General features: G+C 48.8%; 16 protein-coding genes and 1 pseudogene. 1 reads left to right on the plus strand and 16 read right to left on the minus strand.

From position 1 onward, the window contains the following. Positions 1 to 50: 50 nt before the first annotated feature. From IQ268_RS16885 to IQ268_RS16910, 6 genes are all read right to left on the minus strand, one after another. Positions 51 to 443: a hypothetical protein gene (locus tag IQ268_RS16885; RefSeq protein ID WP_193881395.1), complete on the minus strand. Its 393-nt coding sequence runs from the start codon at positions 441 to 443 to the stop codon at positions 51 to 53. Then, positions 436 to 783, minus strand: a complete 348-nt coding sequence (locus tag IQ268_RS16890; protein ID WP_193881398.1) for a hypothetical protein — start codon at positions 781 to 783, stop codon at positions 436 to 438. Before IQ268_RS16890 ends, IQ268_RS16885 begins: the two co-directional genes overlap by 8 nt. Beyond that, positions 767 to 1,540 (minus strand): hypothetical protein, encoded by a 774-nt coding sequence (locus IQ268_RS16895; protein ID WP_193881401.1) that lies wholly within the window; start codon positions 1,538 to 1,540, stop codon positions 767 to 769. Before IQ268_RS16895 ends, IQ268_RS16890 begins: the two co-directional genes overlap by 17 nt. Before the next feature lie 82 nt (positions 1,541 to 1,622). After that, positions 1,623 to 1,973 carry a single-stranded DNA-binding protein gene (locus IQ268_RS16900; RefSeq protein ID WP_193881404.1) on the minus strand — a complete coding sequence of 117 codons (351 nt, stop codon included), beginning with the start codon at positions 1,971 to 1,973 and terminating at the stop codon, positions 1,623 to 1,625. Between the two features lie 19 nt (positions 1,974 to 1,992). Then, complete coding sequence (locus tag IQ268_RS16905) at positions 1,993 to 2,619, minus strand: single-stranded DNA-binding protein (protein ID WP_193881407.1); 627 nt, start codon at positions 2,617 to 2,619, stop codon at positions 1,993 to 1,995. Positions 2,620 to 2,743: 124 nt separating this feature from the next. Further along, positions 2,744 to 3,001: a hypothetical protein gene (locus tag IQ268_RS16910; RefSeq protein WP_193881410.1), complete on the minus strand. Its 258-nt coding sequence runs from the start codon at positions 2,999 to 3,001 to the stop codon at positions 2,744 to 2,746. Positions 3,002 to 3,219: 218 nt separating this feature from the next. On the opposite strand from IQ268_RS16910, the gene IQ268_RS16915 reads away from it, so the two are divergent. Next, positions 3,220 to 3,750, plus strand: coding sequence for a hypothetical protein (locus tag IQ268_RS16915; RefSeq protein WP_193881413.1), 531 nt, complete (start codon positions 3,220 to 3,222; stop codon positions 3,748 to 3,750). A gap of 17 nt (positions 3,751 to 3,767) precedes the next feature. On the opposite strand, the gene IQ268_RS16920 is transcribed toward IQ268_RS16915, so the two are convergent. The 10 genes and pseudogenes from IQ268_RS16920 to IQ268_RS16965 form a co-directional block, all read right to left on the minus strand. Continuing rightward, the gene (locus IQ268_RS16920) at positions 3,768 to 4,073 is read right to left on the minus strand and encodes a hypothetical protein (RefSeq protein WP_193881416.1); all 306 of its coding nucleotides are present in this window, start codon (positions 4,071 to 4,073) and stop codon (positions 3,768 to 3,770) included. A gap of 834 nt (positions 4,074 to 4,907) precedes the next feature. After that, a pseudogene (locus tag IQ268_RS33450) lies at positions 4,908 to 5,363 on the minus strand (ribonuclease H); the annotation flags it as partial. Positions 5,364 to 8,730: 3,367 nt separating this feature from the next. Continuing rightward, entirely contained in the window at positions 8,731 to 9,030 is a 300-nt protein-coding gene (locus IQ268_RS16930) for a hypothetical protein (RefSeq protein ID WP_193881419.1), read from the minus strand. A gap of 206 nt (positions 9,031 to 9,236) precedes the next feature. After that, positions 9,237 to 9,674, minus strand: coding sequence for a hypothetical protein (locus IQ268_RS16935; RefSeq protein ID WP_193881422.1), 438 nt, complete (start codon positions 9,672 to 9,674; stop codon positions 9,237 to 9,239). A 134-nt stretch (positions 9,675 to 9,808) separates the two neighbouring features. Beyond that, on the minus strand, positions 9,809 to 10,459 hold the full coding sequence (locus IQ268_RS16940) for a hypothetical protein (protein WP_193881425.1): 651 nt from the start codon (positions 10,457 to 10,459) through the stop codon (positions 9,809 to 9,811). A 139-nt stretch (positions 10,460 to 10,598) separates the two neighbouring features. Next, complete coding sequence (locus IQ268_RS16945; RefSeq protein ID WP_193881428.1) at positions 10,599 to 11,672, minus strand: DNA sulfur modification protein DndB; 1,074 nt, start codon at positions 11,670 to 11,672, stop codon at positions 10,599 to 10,601. Beyond that, the gene (locus IQ268_RS16950) at positions 11,611 to 13,341 is read right to left on the minus strand and encodes a hypothetical protein (protein WP_193881432.1); all 1,731 of its coding nucleotides are present in this window, start codon (positions 13,339 to 13,341) and stop codon (positions 11,611 to 11,613) included. Before IQ268_RS16950 ends, IQ268_RS16945 begins: the two co-directional genes overlap by 62 nt. A 279-nt stretch (positions 13,342 to 13,620) precedes the next feature. Next, positions 13,621 to 14,883: a phosphoadenosine phosphosulfate reductase family protein gene (locus tag IQ268_RS16955; RefSeq protein WP_193881435.1), complete on the minus strand. Its 1,263-nt coding sequence runs from the start codon at positions 14,881 to 14,883 to the stop codon at positions 13,621 to 13,623. A gap of 256 nt (positions 14,884 to 15,139) precedes the next feature. After that, positions 15,140 to 15,742, minus strand: a complete 603-nt coding sequence (locus IQ268_RS16960; RefSeq protein ID WP_193881439.1) for a hypothetical protein — start codon at positions 15,740 to 15,742, stop codon at positions 15,140 to 15,142. A gap of 90 nt (positions 15,743 to 15,832) precedes the next feature. Beyond that, a complete protein-coding gene (locus IQ268_RS16965; protein ID WP_193881442.1) occupies positions 15,833 to 16,654 on the minus strand; it encodes a DUF5895 domain-containing protein in 822 nt (273 codons plus the stop codon). Positions 16,655 to 16,724 lie beyond the last annotated feature (70 nt).

The raw sequence follows: 16,724 nt of genomic DNA on the forward strand, positions 1-16,724 counted from the left end.
CGTCACAGTCGAAAAAAATAGCCAACTGGAGATTTTGCAATCACCGTTGGCTAAATTAACGAGGTTTGAGTCACTTGTTCCGTTTTGAACATAGAACCAGTGGCTTTTTTACTGGATTTTACGGTTGGCTTGGGGATGCCATAGTTTGACTGAATTAGCTCCACATTTGTCAAAGGCACAACAATGCCCTCTCGTTGAAGAGTCTCTGAGAAACTAGAGGAAGACACGATCGCATTGTCTCCCTCTATGCGAAGCACAACGATGACCCAATTTCCCCAAGCACGATGTTTGTTCCAATTGTCTCCTCCTGGCGGTTGCCAGCAGCCATTAGTCCTCCACTGATACACTAATGCTTGTGCTTGTGCTTCAGTTGCATTTGGAGGAGTGTATTTGTAGCAAGCAACCCTATCTCCAATTTGAATCTTAGTCGTGCCACTATTCATCTCTGCAACCACCATCTAAAACAACCAATCTGTTTTTTGGATCAGTCAGCTGTTCTGAGGGATTAGCCCAAACCTCTGGAAACGACTCGATTTCAACTCCTTCACTTTTAGCGATCGCGGCTACCATTACCAGAGCAGCTTGGGCACGTTCAGCGTACCCTTTTGCTTGTTTGAGATACAGATTGATGAGTATTGAGAACTCAGCTTGCTCGATCACATCAATCTGTTGAGACAGTTCTTGTAGTTCGCGGATAGCCGTTTCAATCACTTCTTTGTGCTGAGCGATCGCATTTGTATTGATATCGTCCATACCCTTTTCTCCTTCAATCAGAGTTTGCATAAGGTTCACGGAGAAAGTCAGCGAGTGCTTTCGCATTCTCAATACAACGTTTCTCCCGGTTCCAATCACGAGCAAAGCTAAGCACCCTGGCTGGAGCTTGGCTGAGCCGTCCCGACCTGGAATGCTTGAAAATGACAGCGCCTTTTCTCGCTCCAACTAGCCAGTGAGAGGAGTCAGCGGAATAGAGGCAATCGGCCAGTTCTTCGATCGCTCGTTCCCAGCAGAGACCGAAGACATGGAATTGGTCTCCATGCCACTGGCATAACTGCTTGAGATAAGCAAAATTCTGCTCTCGCCGTTCTTCGTCGGCTTTAATGTCGGCTGGATCTCGATCCCTTCGTTTGTCAACCCGGAGCCAGGGGACACAGCCCCCGATTCCAACTAACGGAGCTTCATCGAGCATTTCATGAAGCATGGATTCATCGCTTCCCCACGTCCACACAGGGAGTAGGTTGGCGATTCCCCAATCCTTTAGCAATCGCCACCGAGCAAAGCTCCAGACTGGATCGCCAATGATGTCGGGATCTGTGACAAAGGCAAACGGTTGAGTTTTCCACAACTCCATGTAGTCCTCGAAGTCAATGATCTCGACTCCCTTCTTGAACTGGCGGTAAGCTCCTGAATCGAGGGCGGTTTCAATCTCCCATCCCTGGATGTTTTTCAAATCAACAGGATCAACGAGAACTCGCTGAATCCCTGCGGCTTGCAACATCGCTACTTCTGATTTGCTAGCAATGCCACTGAAATAGAATTTCATCAAATTACCTTTTGCTATACAACAAAAAGAGCCACACCTGAGTAGGCATGGCTCTTGCAGTAATGCACCCTTATTTGTTGGGTTAGTATTCGTCGCTTGTGGAATCTCCATTCTCCCGTTTAGGGCCAAGCAGTTCGAGTCGATCGACTCGAATGACTGGTTTCGATCGTTCAGCCCCAGTGCTGCGATCTTGCCAGTAGTCAAATTTGAGTGAGCCAGTGATGCCCACTAAACTACCTTTGCGGACATAGTTGGCGGCAATTTCTGCTGTTTTACCCCAGATTTCTAAGCTAAACCAGTCTGGTTCCTCACTGTTACGCCGTCGTCGATCGACCGCAAGCGTTAGATTACAAACCACCGTGCCTGACTCGAAATACTTCACATCGGGGTCTCTGCCTGCACGACCCACCAGAGTAACCGCATTAATCGGCATAGCTGTTTTCTCCTAAATATTAGAACTTATGGAACTCGAATCCTACCCGTGGGCAGTGGATGGCTGAGTCAATCAGCTCCTCACCATCCACGGTTACGGTTTTGGATTCAACGGGTCGCGCAAAGGGAATATCGTCATAGTCCGGCACGTTGTTGCTGGCAGCAGGGTAGGCTGGCGTTTTCGGCTCGGCTGTGGTGCTGCGCGACGGAGCCGCAGAACGGCCTGGATCTGCCGCCTTGGGCGTAGCAGGTGCCGCTTTTGGTGTAGCTGCCGGGGTGTTACTCGATGAGAGGTTGGCGGCAACGGGTGCCGTACTCGAAACAATTCCCACATCGGCACCTGCGCCGAGTAAATGGATTCTCTGTGCTGTGAGTTCGGCCCGTTTCTCTTTGAAGCCTTCAGGTCGATCAAATGTGATCATGCCCAATCGACCTTCAATGATGACGCGATCGCCCTGATGATATTTCTCTTGAATATCTTGAGCCAAGTTACCCCAACCCACCACCTTGACTATTGATGGAGGATCTTCGTCTCGCAGCCCTGAAAATTGAACCGTCATTTCGGCGATGGGAGTTTGATTATTATCTGAGGCGTAACGGAGTTGTGGATCTTGGATAACCTCCGCCATGAGGATGCAGTTGTTCATGTTTCTCCTTATCACTTACTATTTCATCGCGTTAACGCGACTGAATTATGCAATCAATAAAGATGCGATCGCCAATATAGCGATCGCATCTGCTAATAAGACACGCAGTAGATGCCCTGATAACTTAGAACTCGTCTCCATCCACATATCCATGAGCAAATCGGGAATGTGGGCCTGTCCCACTCCAGTCCAAATATCCTGGTTTTGTAGTTGGGAGATTTTCTACAAAGGAGAAATACCCGTCTAGATAAGCTCTACTCAATCGCTGCGGACGCAGCCCATACTCTGCATCTTGCTTGCCCTCAACCCAGTGATTTGGGTTCGGCTCCTCGGAATTGAGCAGTTGTTCAATAACGTTGAGTAGTCGTTCAATTTCAGGCATAAGGGAGTCTCATTTAAACGAGAGAAATCGAATGAAGATGTCACCCTATGTCTCGCTTCGGCTCTGCCTACTACTCTGGGTTTTGGAATTGAATGCCCCTCCACCCAGGCTATTAAGTAACACAACCTTAATATAGAGAGTTAACACGCTATTTGCAAGGTGTTGTTGTTTTCTGTCGCCTCATTTAGCGTGTTAACATTTCGACAGGAGGTGATAATATGCCGCCACTGCGGAACCCTGATCAGAAACCAACCGGAGGAACGTTCTCCACGGTTGGAGATGAGCCGTTGGCGAAACGGGTACGTGGAATTCGTCTGCCTGTTTCCATTGATGAATGGATTCAGGACAACATTCCACAAGAGTCAACTCAGACCTGGCTCAGGCAAGTCATTGTTGACGCTGTTAAGCGAGAGTCAACGAAAGCCGGAAAACCAATTCAAAGACTCAAGGCCAATCTGAATATGGAGACTTGGCCTTCTCAACACCGGGAGTCTCGTCTAAGGTGGTTGCAAGGGTTGCCACCAGAGGTTGACCTTACTAAGGTCAACATATTCCCCGATATGTTTGAGCTAGAGTTGTCAGAGGCTAAGAGCACTCGCCTTGCAAACCTGCTGGTTCGCCAACATCGCTTTCTTGATCTGAGCGAACTTGCCTCCATGAATGACGAAGCGTTACTGTCCTTGAACAATATTGGGACAGAATCGCTGGCAACTATTCGGGCAACGATCCGCACAAATCAACCAGGGTAAAGTGGTATGTCTCTTGGTTACCTGCCGAAAAGTTTATCGGCAGTATCCTGGATGATCTCGTTTGTGATGCCTGCATTGGCATCAAAGTCTTCATTGATGAATGTCAGGAGAGCAAGTCCTTGATCTTCAGTAAGGCCAGGACAGTTGGACTGAACATCTTCCAATCCAAAGACGTATCCAACTTGATAGTCTGGATCATAGAAAGACTTAATAACGAGTTGAACAATAGCCGCAGGTAATTCATCATCAGGGGTTCCGTTACACAAAGCCCTGATTTTATTCTCTAGTTCTGCTTTTTTCGCTGTACGTGTAGACGTAGACATAGTTCTCCTGCAAGGATTGCTCTAAATGAGCAGGGCGAAAGCCCCTTCCTTGACAGCAGGGATATGCTAACTATTAACTTCGAAACTTGATTCCTTGCGTCATCCCATGCCAATTTGTTGCGGGATACGGCTTGCTCGTCCAGCAGCAACCTCCATTTCTTGTTGTCGTTGTTGGCGATCGCGTTCACTGACAACGACCAACGAATGTCGGTAATCCAAGGGTGGGGTTGCATCGCTTTCCCCGATTTGTTCGTTGTACAACGCTCGGAGGCGCTTTCCTAAGACAATAGCCTGCTTTCGTACAGCTTCATTTCCGGCTTCAGTTGCAGCCTTTAGCCAAGTGAGTAGTTCGTCTCTACTGGGTGAGTAGATGTCATTTGAGCGATCGGGGAATGGATGAATTTGCCCGTCAATATAATCTCCTAGCGGCTCCATCTTCATGCCCCAAAGCGACTTAGCTTGAGATTGAGCATGATGCCAGAGCTGGTCTAATTCTTTAGCACTATGCTTCTCTGTTGCTGCCCATTGCCGCTTGTAGTCGGCAGACGTAATCATTTCTGGTGTAATGGGATATTGTTCTCCCACTCGAAAGGCGACTTGTTTGCTGCCAGCATAGGCAACGGCAATATCGCCCTCTTTAAATTGATAGGCGGCATGAGGTGCAAATGTGCGGGTGGTGTGACAACGCCCGTAACCCCGCATTGCCTCGATACACGAATCTATGGGTAAGGGATTATGCTCTCCGTGCATCCGCAATGGAAATACCATTTGGACAGGTTTACCAGCGATCGCAACAGAATGAGCGTCTACTACCTCTACCCCTCCTTTCTTAGTTAGTCTGGGGTTCTGCCCTTTTGCGAATGCCGTCGCAATGGCATCAACCCGTTCATTGAGAGGATGTCCGTTATGTCCACGTACCCATTCAAACTGAATGTTTGCCCCAGTTGCGGCCTGGTCGTACTCTGCCCATAAATCCTTGTTTGCTTTGCGCTTCCACTCGCCAGTCGCACCCTTGATAAAGATTTGACTATCAGAGAGAATTTTGACCGCTGTTGCACGATCTAGCAACCCGTTTGCTCTGGCATATTTCAACGCTTCAATGCCAGCCATCATCTCCATGCGGTTGTTGGTTGTATCGGGGACGTGCCCCCCTATTTCCTGGTATATTTCGCCTTGGCTGAGGATCGCGCCCCACCCACCGGGGCCAGGGTTGCCACTACAGGCTCCATCAGTGGCGATCGTTAAGGACGAACGGGCATCAGGCGTATATTCTTCTGAAGTCTTAACCACTGATCCCTCCGATGGTAAATCGATACGAGTTGAGACTTCTGCTGCCAAAGCAAGAACTTGCATTCGAGCCGTTTCACCTGACGCATCCATCGCAATTTGAGCTGTTACTAGAGTGCCCAACGGCAAATGAACCGAACGGGGAGATAAGGCACCAAACTGCTGTTCGCTGCCGTCTGCTTGAACAATGGCGATCGAGGGAACCGTTTTAGTTTCCCCTGCTTTGTTGGCATAGCTGTACTGGCTGAAGCGAGCTGTGTATTCGCCAGAAGGGAGTTGTCCAGCTTCATTGGTATCGCGCTGGATGCCTGTTAGCGTGATCTCTGGCACGGTCTGGAGCCGATCGCAAATCAGATCAGTGAAGTGTTTGAGAGCAAACCCCATGCCGTCGCTCTGTCGCCACAAGGCTGAAAGATAGGCAGAACGTTCTGCTTCTGGGATTTGAGCCACTGAATCTTGCACATATGTCTTAGCCCCCAGGTCATCTGGATCGTTCTGCTGAGCAAAGGGTGGGCGAATCCGTACCTTGGGGCTACGAATGGTGAGGGTGTTGTTTGGTAGCTGTTGGAGGCGTTGCTCTAAATGGTGCTCTGCAACAGATTCGGGCGATACGTAGCCTAATAGTTGGGTATGGCGATCGCCTGCCTCTGTTGTCAGGCTAAGGGTCGCTGGAAATTGAGTTTCCTCAGACTTGGCTTTGGCATCTCGTTCAACAACGACGTTCCAATTGGGTTGAATGCCCGATGCTCTCCAAATCGGTAGCGTTCCGTCTGGGTCTTGCAGGCGTTGAATGACCAGCTCTCGTCCATTAGATGATGTGATCTGTAAGGTTGGTTCCTGATCTTCCGGGCGATTCTCCCGGAGTCGGTCTCTAGCCGCTTCCCGCTCTGCAATGCTCTGGTTGTAAGTCCGGGCGATCGCCAACATCTGCCTCTCCTGGTCAGCAGAACAGGATTTGGGAAATAGATCGCGAAAAGCCTTGTTTTCGAGTTCTGGTAGTTGAGTTTCTTGATAGAAGCGATTAACCGTCTCCACTCCCCAGCCAATCGGTTCTTGAGTATTCGTCGGCAGGGGGTTGCCATTTACATAGTTGGTGGGGGCTTTGTAGTGTTGCCGCATCAGATGCTGCTTATGACTCATGCTCATCGCAAACGCATGAATGGATTCATCAATTCCTCTAGAGCTTTTAGCTGTATCGACTGCCGTTTGCAGGTTCTCAGCGTTTGGCCCGTTCACGACATCTAGCAACATCCGAGAGGCCAGTTGCAGTTTCTTTTCAATGAACTGTTGTCGCGATTGAGGATCTTGAATTCTGGCTAGTTGAGAACCAGCCTGAGCAATTTCCTCAATTCGTTCTCCAAAGCGATAAGCCGGAAACCCTCGTTCTTGCAACCAGGCATTATCAGGAATAAACAGGTTGCCCTCGTCTGCTCGTTGTAACTGCTTAGCATAGTGGGCTGACACTTGGCGCAGTAAGTCCTCTTGTTGCGAGGCTGGGGCATACGTCATTTCTAGCGCCAGGGATTGCAACGTCATCCCGACATTAGCCACCTTACCTGTGGGGTTATCGGCTGTAATTTCCCAGGCTCTCCATGTTGCTGCTGCATGGGGTTCTTCTTCATGCCACGGATGCTTAATCTTCTTCTGTTTAATGATTTCTGGCGGTTTGCAATCTGGGGCATTAGACTCAATAAACTCTTTGACAGCTAATGGATACTCACCTGGAGTAATGCGGCTCTCAGTCCCCTGCTCCATTTTCTGGATCATCTGGTGAAACAGTGAGCGTCCTGCTTCGTATTGTTCCGCAGGGGGTAAATCTTGAACTGCCTCCATCTGTTGCCGGATCTGTTGAGGAAGGTCGGAGACGGTAGATCGATATCCAACAAAGTAGCCATTGGCATCGCGATCGAAATCAGTAATGGCAATCGCCTTGGCTGTCCAGGGAGGCAAGTAGGCCACCCCATGCTTGGAGAAGGCTTCTTGATCCTGCTCCTTGATAATTGCTGTGTTGTTGATAGCGATCGCGGCTGCTCCCACATTGGGAAATGGCGATCGATAGTAGGCCACAATTGCCCCATGTGGCAGGTCTTTGTTGCACACTTCCCACGGCTTGAGTTGAGCATGATGCTGTGCCATTGCCGAGGGCACATAAATACCTCGTAGGGCATTGTCGAGCCATGCACCCTTCAAATAGCGACTTAGTTCTTTATTGGTCTTGCTGAATGAAGCCAGTTGTCCATAGCGATCGGCGTTAAGAACCTCATATAGCCAATCTGGGCGTTGCTCCTGTGTCTCTCCTTCCTCCAACTCGCCCCGTTCTAGCTGCCTCTCCTTCTGCTGCACATAGTATTGGCTTAGTTGAATGGGATCAGAAGCAACGTCTGCTAACTCTTGTGCTTGTGCCTCTATACGAGGATTGAATTCGTGAAGGGTTGCTTGGGGGATGCAGCCCTTCACTTGTGGCCCAACCGCTTGCTTCCCGTATTGCCCATCCGATTTACGGTTGATCCAGAAGTTCGATACGCCTTTGATCCCCGGTGCCGATAACCTACCGTCATCACCTTTGATGTCGTTGCTGGAGATAATTGCATCGACTCCCAATCGGTCACACCATCGACTGCTTGCCATTGTGCCTTTGATCAGTCCCGGCAAGTCTGGAGTAGCGGCACGAAATTGCGTGACAGTTCGAGCAGCAACGGCGTATGCCTGGGTCTCTGTTTCCTGGAGTGCCGAGTCAAGTTGAGACGCATCTTGGGCGATCGTTGTCAGATCACGGCTAATGCCTGCATTCGCAAAGGCCGCTTTGCTGATAGTTTCGTGTTCCTTGAGTGTGATGAGACCCCTCATCACCCATTGGCGCACAAGCATCGTGCCATCCCCCATCTTGTCGTAGAGCTTTTCCAGTTGCTCTGGAGGAATGGGTTTGCCGTTTCTATCTAAAAGACGAGCTTCGCCATGCGATCGCCGTTCATCGTCGATCACAAGAATTCGGGCTTGCTGCACGGAGGTTGAGGCTATTCCGTCTGAGGCAACTAAGCTCCCATAGGCCACGAAGTTATGGGGCGAGTTGCGATCGCCTGCATAGATCGGTGAGATATTCCGTTCTGGATCACCGAATGTCATGAGTCGGGCTGTGTCGGGGTCAGTGAAGTAACCGTCTTTGCCATTGGTAAAGACTAGGGCTTTCCCCTCCGACTCTAAACGCAGGCGATCGGCTTCATTGACCCCTCGATAAAACTTGCCTGTACTGAATTGGGCATTCAGTCCATGCGTGTTGAGCCAATGCTCCAGATAACTGTGCTCTACTCGCTTTTCTCTAGTCTGGTTTACTGCCTCAATCGTTTCGTAAAGCGTCAGCCCCGTTTTGACATCAATGCGGCGGATTTGGAGCATCTAAATATCTTTCATTAATGAACCAATCGCATCTATCCAATAAGGCTTGTACTTCTTCGGGTGACAGGGGAGGTTGATCTAATGCCTCCTCTTGAGGAGGTACGTCTTCTTCTGTGTCTTGCCATTCTTGACCGTCGTCAAGAATTCCTGCTTCACACAGGTCGTCAACGCTAGCTCCTCCAGAAAGGAGCGATTCAACATCCTCGTCGCTAGTGGCGAGTTGAGAAAGGTAGTGGTCTCGGTCGGTTGGTTGGTTGGGTTGGTTTAGGTACGTCATATTCAGAACTAAATTTTGTTCGGATCTTAACCTCATAATCTTGGCCCTTAGTAATTTATCGTTTGAAATCAAGAAAATTATGCAACGCAAAAAAACAAGGCTCCCAAAGAGGAGCCTTGTACTTCAAGTTCACGCAACGTCAAATCTCAATTGCATCATGACAATCTGGTAAATGGCATGAATCGTTCGTCTTGGATTTCCTGGTTTTATAGGTAGAGATCGAGAATTGGCATCACTTCAGACTGCCAAACATCCAGATATCCAATCCGACTGGAATTGACCACAAGAATCCCCTGCTTCCGTAACTGCAAAAATATCAGCGATCGCTGTTTTGCCGCCAACACATCAAACCCCTGATAGCCATGTCGCACAAACAGCCATCGGTGATGGTAGATCTGTGGACGCTTTGGGAGAGGTCGATACTTGACCGTGCCATCGGAATAGATGCAGTAGCTCTCCCCGACGCTCGGTTCTGGCAATTCATCCCAATCTGATGAAGCTGTGAAGCTCAACGAGTTTCGCTGTTCGTGATGCTTAACCACTACATATTGGAAATCTATAGGCAGGTGTTTCCGGGCAGCCGCAAGTAAGTCCTGAGGCAACGAATCCTCAGCCGAACGATGAACGTATCGCTCCAGTGGCATCCGTTTTCCCACTCCGCAAGGATGGGAAGCCAGTCCCAAGCGTTTCAGTTTCCGATCCAAATCAGAAGTGGAAAGCGATGCAACGGACTGAACAAAACAAGTTGATAACATTCCATCGGTTGGCTTCCGCTCCTTCATGCGACCAATCGCAGATTGAGATCGTGCTGCTGAGACCGCTCTGCTTTCGCCGTTGCGGGCTTCGACTTTGCACCAGCAACACTGCCAGGAATAACTGTCAGGCGATGACGGTGGGAGGCGACGAAGATCCCAGTCTTTAGCTTACGGACAATCGCCTCACGTCCCAGAACATCTTCCAGAATTGTTGCCAATTCATCATCGGCATAGTATTTCTGAAACGTCTGCTTGCTGGTGACCTCCTCATGTGGATTGCTATTATCAATCCGCACCGCTACCAGCAGGTTGCGATCGCACAGGCCAAAGACAGACCTCAACAACTCATCCCGCTCCTGAGCGTCTTCAATAACATTCAGGACATAAATCAAGCTAAGGTCTTCAGCTCCAGCCACGGAGCCACGAGGACTCCAGTAGGGATCAAACCCATCAACTTGATATCCATTAAGCTGCAACCGACGCAAATCTCCACCCCGACCACAACCGTAATCAAACAGGGTGTGGTTACGATCAATCACTCCTTTCGCAATGGCAACTGCCATTGGAGAAGAATATTGTTCTTGATCGCCGTCCTTGCGACGAGCGATCGCGGTTTTCCATCGTGGCGTTTTCCAGTTACGCCACGACTCGTCCTCGATTTGTATTGTTTTCATAGCTTAGTGGCACTGTAAAACTGTAAAAACTTTCAGTGTCGCAAGGCGAAAGCCTGGAAAAAGCAAGCCACCTCAGTCAGTCGAAGGCGACTAACCAAGGTGGTAAGTATTCCAAGTCCGGAAACTTGAATCAGCCCTATCAGGAGGTCTGATTTCTGATGTACTCTGCCAGTCCTCTAATCGTCTGATTGTTCTTTACGATCCGACCGCCAAACTGGATCAGTCCTTCCCACTCAGGATTATCAACACTCCAATTGATCTGATTGAGGTATTCAACCCACTCAAGGCTAGGACGTTGGTTTCCAGCGATCGCCAGAGCATTCAACGTGAGGGCATTGAAACTAACTGTAGACAGCCGTAATTCTGATAGCGAATCACAACTATCGACCATCTTCCAAACAGGGTGATATTGTGCAACCTTTTCCCAGAAATTCACTGCAAATTGAGTGCCATCTTCTTCAATTCCTGTAAGTAGGAATTTACAAGACTCTCTGAGGGCATTCATTGTGAATAGCTCTATGCCATTTTTCGGTACGTTTGTTGCTTCTAAATGGGTATGTCCATCAAAGACAGAAACTTTGGCAAGCACTGTCCGAGCAATTTCACTATACTCGTCCCGATTGTCAAATAGAGAAACGATCGACTTCGATGGCTTAACTGCATATTGGTTAATGTCAAGGAAAGTCTGCCGTTTCCGTGTTCCACCAGGATCAGGAATGAGCATCACCCCGATTGTTTCCCGCTGTACTAACTTCGGAGCTTCCAGGCAACTCAGGATTGCTCCCAATGCCCTATGTTGCCCGTCAGGAATGGAGAAGACTGTTCCAGACGGGGCAATCAGAAAACCCGACTCAGCAATCTGGTTAGACCCAAACCCAGGAATATCTGGTTCAGGCTCCACCCCACAAAACTCAAAGTATGAGTCCGCAGGGATCTCCATCGTCACAGTAATCGTCGGGAGAATGTAGAACTCCTTTGGGGCAGACAGTCCCTTGATGACATATCGTCTGATTTTCTTGCCACGCTTTGGGTCGAGTGTTCTCTGACTTAAAGTTAGCGGTTTGTTGATGCCAGGATCAGTCGCCTGATCCAAGAATGGCTGAAACGCCGCTTTAGCCTGCTCAAAGCTGAGTGCAGTCAGCCAAAAAAACTCACGACATTGAAATCCCTGGGTTGCTGGAAACTGATATGCGACGGCGGTTCGTTGCGGCACTGCTTCGGGACTTGACTCGATTACTGCTAGTTGTGATAGTGGCTTCTTCATCATTTATTCCTATTCTCGGTAGCTGACCTGTAATGCCGAGCCATTTCAGGTCGTATAGTTCGGGTGTAATTCGCTGCTTGTCGTACACCGCTGCTGGAGCCGCAACGAAATATTCTTCGACATAGGGACGGGGAGGAACCACCTTGATCCTTTTTGTCCGCTTCTTGCCTGTTTTGGTCTGAACTTCTACCTCAGTCCAGTAGGGTTGAGGGCGTTCGATTGTCCAAAATCGATATGACAGTTCCACCATTTCTGGTGTCTTTTCATACTGCTCTGCCAACTCAGACAAAAACACAAGAGTATCTGTCTGATTCCCCTGAAACAGAATTTGAGTTTGGCGATAGGGCATACTGACATCCGTTGCAAAGATGCGACGGACGCAATAGACCGCCCATGTTCTGTCATCTAAAAGACCATCAATCTGTTTCTGTGCTGATGCCGGAAACAAATATTTCGGGTCTTTGACCAGGCGTTGTAAATTCGGAATGACCAGATCAACCCAGTATTCCCCTGCCAACAGGCGCTCGTAGTGAGCGATCGCTGCCTGGTTATCTGTCTCTTTTAGGATGTCGATGACCAGTTGCTTTGTATAGAGCGGTTGCTGATCGTTGATTGCCAGCGAGATATGCTCGATAAATGCAGCTTCACCGCCATAGCGGGGTTCACTCAGCCAATCATCACGCAAATCACCATGCGTGTTATTTCCCCGCTGACGCTTGCCGTTGCATTCGCTGAATGGGCAACCGTTGACACAGAAGGATTTTCTGCCCTGGGTGATTCTGCCATGAGTCCGTCTGTTGGCGAACTCGTTAACCCGACTTACGCACCAGGCTCGTCCGTACCCCATCTCAATGAGCGGGAACCGAAAGACTTGCTTGCGATCTCTACTTTCCTTAATCCGACCTGCCTCATCAGCATTGAAGCCAATCTCGTAGTCGTAGGGTTGCTGGATATCCCCAAAACTTTTGTCTTTTAGTCGTTTCGTTTCATCGGCGTTGTAGCCGATCAGGTAATAGGGAGATGGCTCTCTATTGCTAATACTCTTGTCCGACTTCGCCCGTTGCGTTTCGTCAGCGTTGAAGCCGATGTACCGCTGCCGGGGAGAATCCCCAAATAGGTAACGGGCGATCGTGTCGATCACCCACCCTTTGAATTTGAGGGTGCAGAGTCGGCTGCTGCCGTTGCGTTGCGGAACTGTCCCCGACATGACCAGATAGGTCAACAGGGAGTAAGCCCCGCGCACATAGAACGTGGTGGGTTGGCGAGTAGATGACAGGATAGTAATGCCGTCTTTTTCCCGTTCTCCGTTTCGACACGCCTGAATGAACCAGATGTTATGCTCCCGGCAAAGCGGAAATATCACCTGTTCCATCAGCAGTTTTGTTTCAACCGACTCCCCTCCGACGACGGCGTGAACCACGATCAGATTCTCTAGGGGAAAGTCCCTAGAGTCAGGGTTCTCAATGTACTCGATTAACAGAGCGAGGGAATCAAACCCTGCTCCACAGGAAAGGATATGGGGTTGGAAATTAGGATTTAAAGACGGGAGAAGTTCGCGTAACCAGATGTCTTCTCCATCAGACTGATAAAAAATAGGGGGAAGCTTAGTGCGTTTCATCAGCATTGAATTCCTGACTGCCAGCATCCCCCTGCGAAAGCAGGATTGTCTCCCGAATACGTTATTGTTTAGTCGCCATCACACTCTTCCCTATGTCGTCTTGCTTCCTCAACAGAATGTAGGGAATGCCAGATGTCAACAAGAAACGTTGAAAAGTGGGGATTCTGACACAAAATCCCCACTACAATCAGGACACAGATGAAATGAAGAATGCCTCGCATAATGATTGTCTGATAAGGATCATGACAACGATGCGAAAGCATCAAGCAATATTAGGCTCTACTGAATCGCTGTTTCTGACTCTGCCCAATGTTGGGCGATCGCCTGAACGATTCCCACAAAAGCATCATCTGTCCAAAACAACATCTGATCTAGCCCACAGCAACGCATTAGAGCTGAGGAAAAGATAGGGTTCCAGCGATGCAGCAACCCTAACTCGATCAGCAGTTGATGGAGCCGATCGCGCTCCTGGAATGACATCCTCAATACGTCCTCATGGAGTGATGCTAACCAGCGCTTGTGCTGGAAGCCCCACCCTCCAACAATTTCCATTAGGGCTAGTTCAGCCCACACCCAAGGGTTGTGTTTTGCTCCATTGAGAATATCGTTGATACTCGCTAAAACACAGAGAGCGCAGGACAATCTGGTGTTGCCTGCTGCGTAAACCCAATGGCAGGGGAATCCCTCGATCGCTTCCTTGATCTTGCCTGCTTTGTAGAGGGCTGTACGTCGGGCAACGTCAACCGAGGAAGTTCCGTTATAGGCCCAAACTTCCTCTATCCTCCAGTCATGGATTGGATGCCAGGTCAGGGCAAACCGACCTTTCCTGCCAGAATCCAACCAGAGTTGGAAGGCGTGTTCTGCCCAGGCTTCCTTTTCCTCAGCGCTCTTGCAATCACGAGGCGTTTTGTACCAGGTTGCGGCGATGTCATCGCGCACCTGATAGCGTGGTTTCTTTGCCCGTGCATCTGATTCTTCAGCCCGGATGCCGATCGCACAGATTACGAAATCATATTGTCGAAGACGTTTGTCTGCCGTCTGTGTTTTTTCGTGCTTTGTACAAAATCTTGCACTCGACGAAGACCAAAAGGGCTTTTCACTGCGGAACTCATCAACATCAATCGGGACGATCGAACTAAGCTCATTACTGCCACGAAAGAATTTGTTAGAGGTTTGGGTCTTCTCTCGATCAGTACAGTAGCGAGCAGCAGAACTGCTCCAGAAGGGTTTCTGCTCTTGTTTTCCAATGATTGTCTCGTAGCGATGCTGCCACTCGTCAACCATTGAGCGCTTTGGGAACAGTTTGATTAGAGGAAGCTTTAGTTCTGAGCAAACTTTGTGTAGATGTTCAGTTACGCCCACCCACTCAATCCGTCCCAACTCGCAAAAGAGGGCAAAGAAATTTCCCTTCCAACCCCTTTCCTGATGCAGCTTTGACATAAACCGAAGCATGGCATCGCTGTCTTTTCCCCCACTGGCAGAGCCAGCAAGATCCGCACCATGCTCCATCACTCGTTCTATAAAGGTTGGAATTCCTGACATGGCTTGATGGCTCCATGAAAAAGTTTTTCAGCCCAAGGCGAAAGCCTAAAAACTGAAATAAGCGAGTCCTCAATTGATGGGAATGCAGAAACAAATAAAGTTGTACACTAAGCTGAAGACTTTACTGACCAAGCAATTGAGTTTTGTAGCGTACAGCTTTATTGTTTGGATCACAGAGAAAACCAATGCGATCGCACAATAGGCGATCGCATTGGTTTTGGTTTGGTTCTACTCAGCTTCCAGTCCTGATTGGTCGCTACAGTGCATTGCCTGTGTGTTCGTCTGCAACTTGAGCCTGAAGCCCACATTCAGGGCACTCGGAATCTGGCAAACCAGTCCATTGATTGAAGCATTCTGAGCATTCCATCTCTTTTTCTACAGAAATGTCGTTGCTTTGGAAGCACAACGAGATAATTTGAGCAATTCGCTCAGCAGTATCCCGTTCAACCCCTGGAATTTTATAGACGCAAGTTACCATATTGTGCTTCTCTTGCACTTCAATGATGAAACCCTCTTCTCCAACTTCCAACTCAGATACATCAGAGATATTGATTCTGATAGCTGTAGCTTGGTCTGGGTTTTCAAGCTTAACCTGTTTAATCTGTCTTACGAACTGAGATGCCCATTCCCACTCAGGGATTATCTCTTCGTGGTGCAACTGGGCGATCGAGGGGAATTGAGAATTGCCACAACGCTCCTGAAGGATTGCTTCAGAAGATGTATTATTTGCTTTTGCTAGGGCAATGTATCCCTGTATGATGAAGGGAACAAACACTTCATGATCAGAATTTGCCTCTAAACATTGAAGGATATCTGATAGTGCTTGTTGAACCTGGATGTTTTTTTCAATATTCGACATTGTTCTTCAAGGATATAGGGCTAACTAAAAGCTAATGCTCTTGTGAAATTCATTCGAGTTTCAAAGTCGTAGATGCCCCCGTTTCAGGGCTTAGAAGTACTCATCTGTTATATCCAGCAGATCATCTTCTGTGCCTAAAGCTGTGTAGTCCACAGTATCCACAGTATTGGTACGATTCCGCGTTTTCCTTTCCCTTTCGGGATTTCCAAAGTCAGCACATTCATCGAACTGCTCCAAAACCCTATCTCTAAAGGCTTCGTACCCAACAAATAGCGATCGCCAGTTCTCAGCAGTCGGCTCTGCGAAATTGGAGATATCACAAACCCACGCCTTCTTCTTGCCTCCCTTCAATTTGGGCGAGAGTTGAACGGCCAAGATAGAGAGCGCAAAGAACCGATCGCTTCTGTCTTTGTTGTTGTTGTTGGCTTGTTTGTAAGCTCCACTCATCAATGCTCGAAATCGCTGATGAACTTCCCCGAATACACCGCAGAATGATCCTTTGGTCGTCAGTTGTAACGGCTTTTCATGCAAAAGCTGTCGTTGCTGGTTTACCAAGTAGACTAGATATCTGGTCTTTAATACGATCGTTGCGTTGTCATATTTAGCTCTGTCGAAAACGTCAACAAAGCGATCGCCCTCTCGCTCAAACATGAGCAGTGGAGATTGTCTCAAGATGAGGAATCGTCCAGTGCTAGCAATGTATCCTTCTGAGCTATCCCCACTTCGAAAGAAGTTGCTGTGAGGCCGCCAATCTTCACCCGGAATGAAGCCGCATTTGTCAGCGTTCTCAAGTGTAAGGAAGAAGCCCGATTTGTCAGGGTCTTGGTCGTTAAGCACCTGCATGTAAGGGAAAGCAGCACTCTGGCTCTCAAATTCGGGGGAATCAAAGAAGTTACGACGAACAGTATTCATTGGTGATTCTCCGGAGTTCTTCAACTGAACGGGGCGAAAGCCCCTCCCTCTTCAATCGCTATGAAGAATG

Source organism: Oculatella sp. LEGE 06141, assembly GCF_015207605.1.
Lineage (GTDB): Bacteria > Cyanobacteriota > Cyanobacteriia > Elainellales > Elainellaceae > Oculatella.

Coding starts and splice junctions, on each gene's coding strand:
- IQ268_RS16885 (WP_193881395.1), bottom strand. CDS start 443: ATGAATAGTGGCACGACTAAGATTCAAATTGGAGATAGGGTTGCTTGC.
- IQ268_RS16890 (WP_193881398.1), bottom strand. CDS start 783: ATGCAAACTCTGATTGAAGGAGAAAAGGGTATGGACGATATCAATACA.
- IQ268_RS16895 (WP_193881401.1), bottom strand. CDS start 1,540: ATGAAATTCTATTTCAGTGGCATTGCTAGCAAATCAGAAGTAGCGATG.
- IQ268_RS16900 (WP_193881404.1), bottom strand. CDS start 1,973: ATGCCGATTAATGCGGTTACTCTGGTGGGTCGTGCAGGCAGAGACCCC.
- IQ268_RS16905 (WP_193881407.1), bottom strand. CDS start 2,619: ATGAACAACTGCATCCTCATGGCGGAGGTTATCCAAGATCCACAACTC.
- IQ268_RS16910 (WP_193881410.1), bottom strand. CDS start 3,001: ATGCCTGAAATTGAACGACTACTCAACGTTATTGAACAACTGCTCAAT.
- IQ268_RS16915 (WP_193881413.1), top strand. CDS start 3,220: ATGCCGCCACTGCGGAACCCTGATCAGAAACCAACCGGAGGAACGTTC.
- IQ268_RS16920 (WP_193881416.1), bottom strand. CDS start 4,073: ATGTCTACGTCTACACGTACAGCGAAAAAAGCAGAACTAGAGAATAAA.
- IQ268_RS16930 (WP_193881419.1), bottom strand. CDS start 9,030: ATGACGTACCTAAACCAACCCAACCAACCAACCGACCGAGACCACTAC.
- IQ268_RS16935 (WP_193881422.1), bottom strand. CDS start 9,674: ATGCCACTGGAGCGATACGTTCATCGTTCGGCTGAGGATTCGTTGCCT.
- IQ268_RS16940 (WP_193881425.1), bottom strand. CDS start 10,459: ATGAAAACAATACAAATCGAGGACGAGTCGTGGCGTAACTGGAAAACG.
- IQ268_RS16950 (WP_193881432.1), bottom strand. CDS start 13,341: ATGAAACGCACTAAGCTTCCCCCTATTTTTTATCAGTCTGATGGAGAA.
- IQ268_RS16955 (WP_193881435.1), bottom strand. CDS start 14,883: ATGTCAGGAATTCCAACCTTTATAGAACGAGTGATGGAGCATGGTGCG.
- IQ268_RS16960 (WP_193881439.1), bottom strand. CDS start 15,742: ATGTCGAATATTGAAAAAAACATCCAGGTTCAACAAGCACTATCAGAT.
- IQ268_RS16965 (WP_193881442.1), bottom strand. CDS start 16,654: ATGAATACTGTTCGTCGTAACTTCTTTGATTCCCCCGAATTTGAGAGC.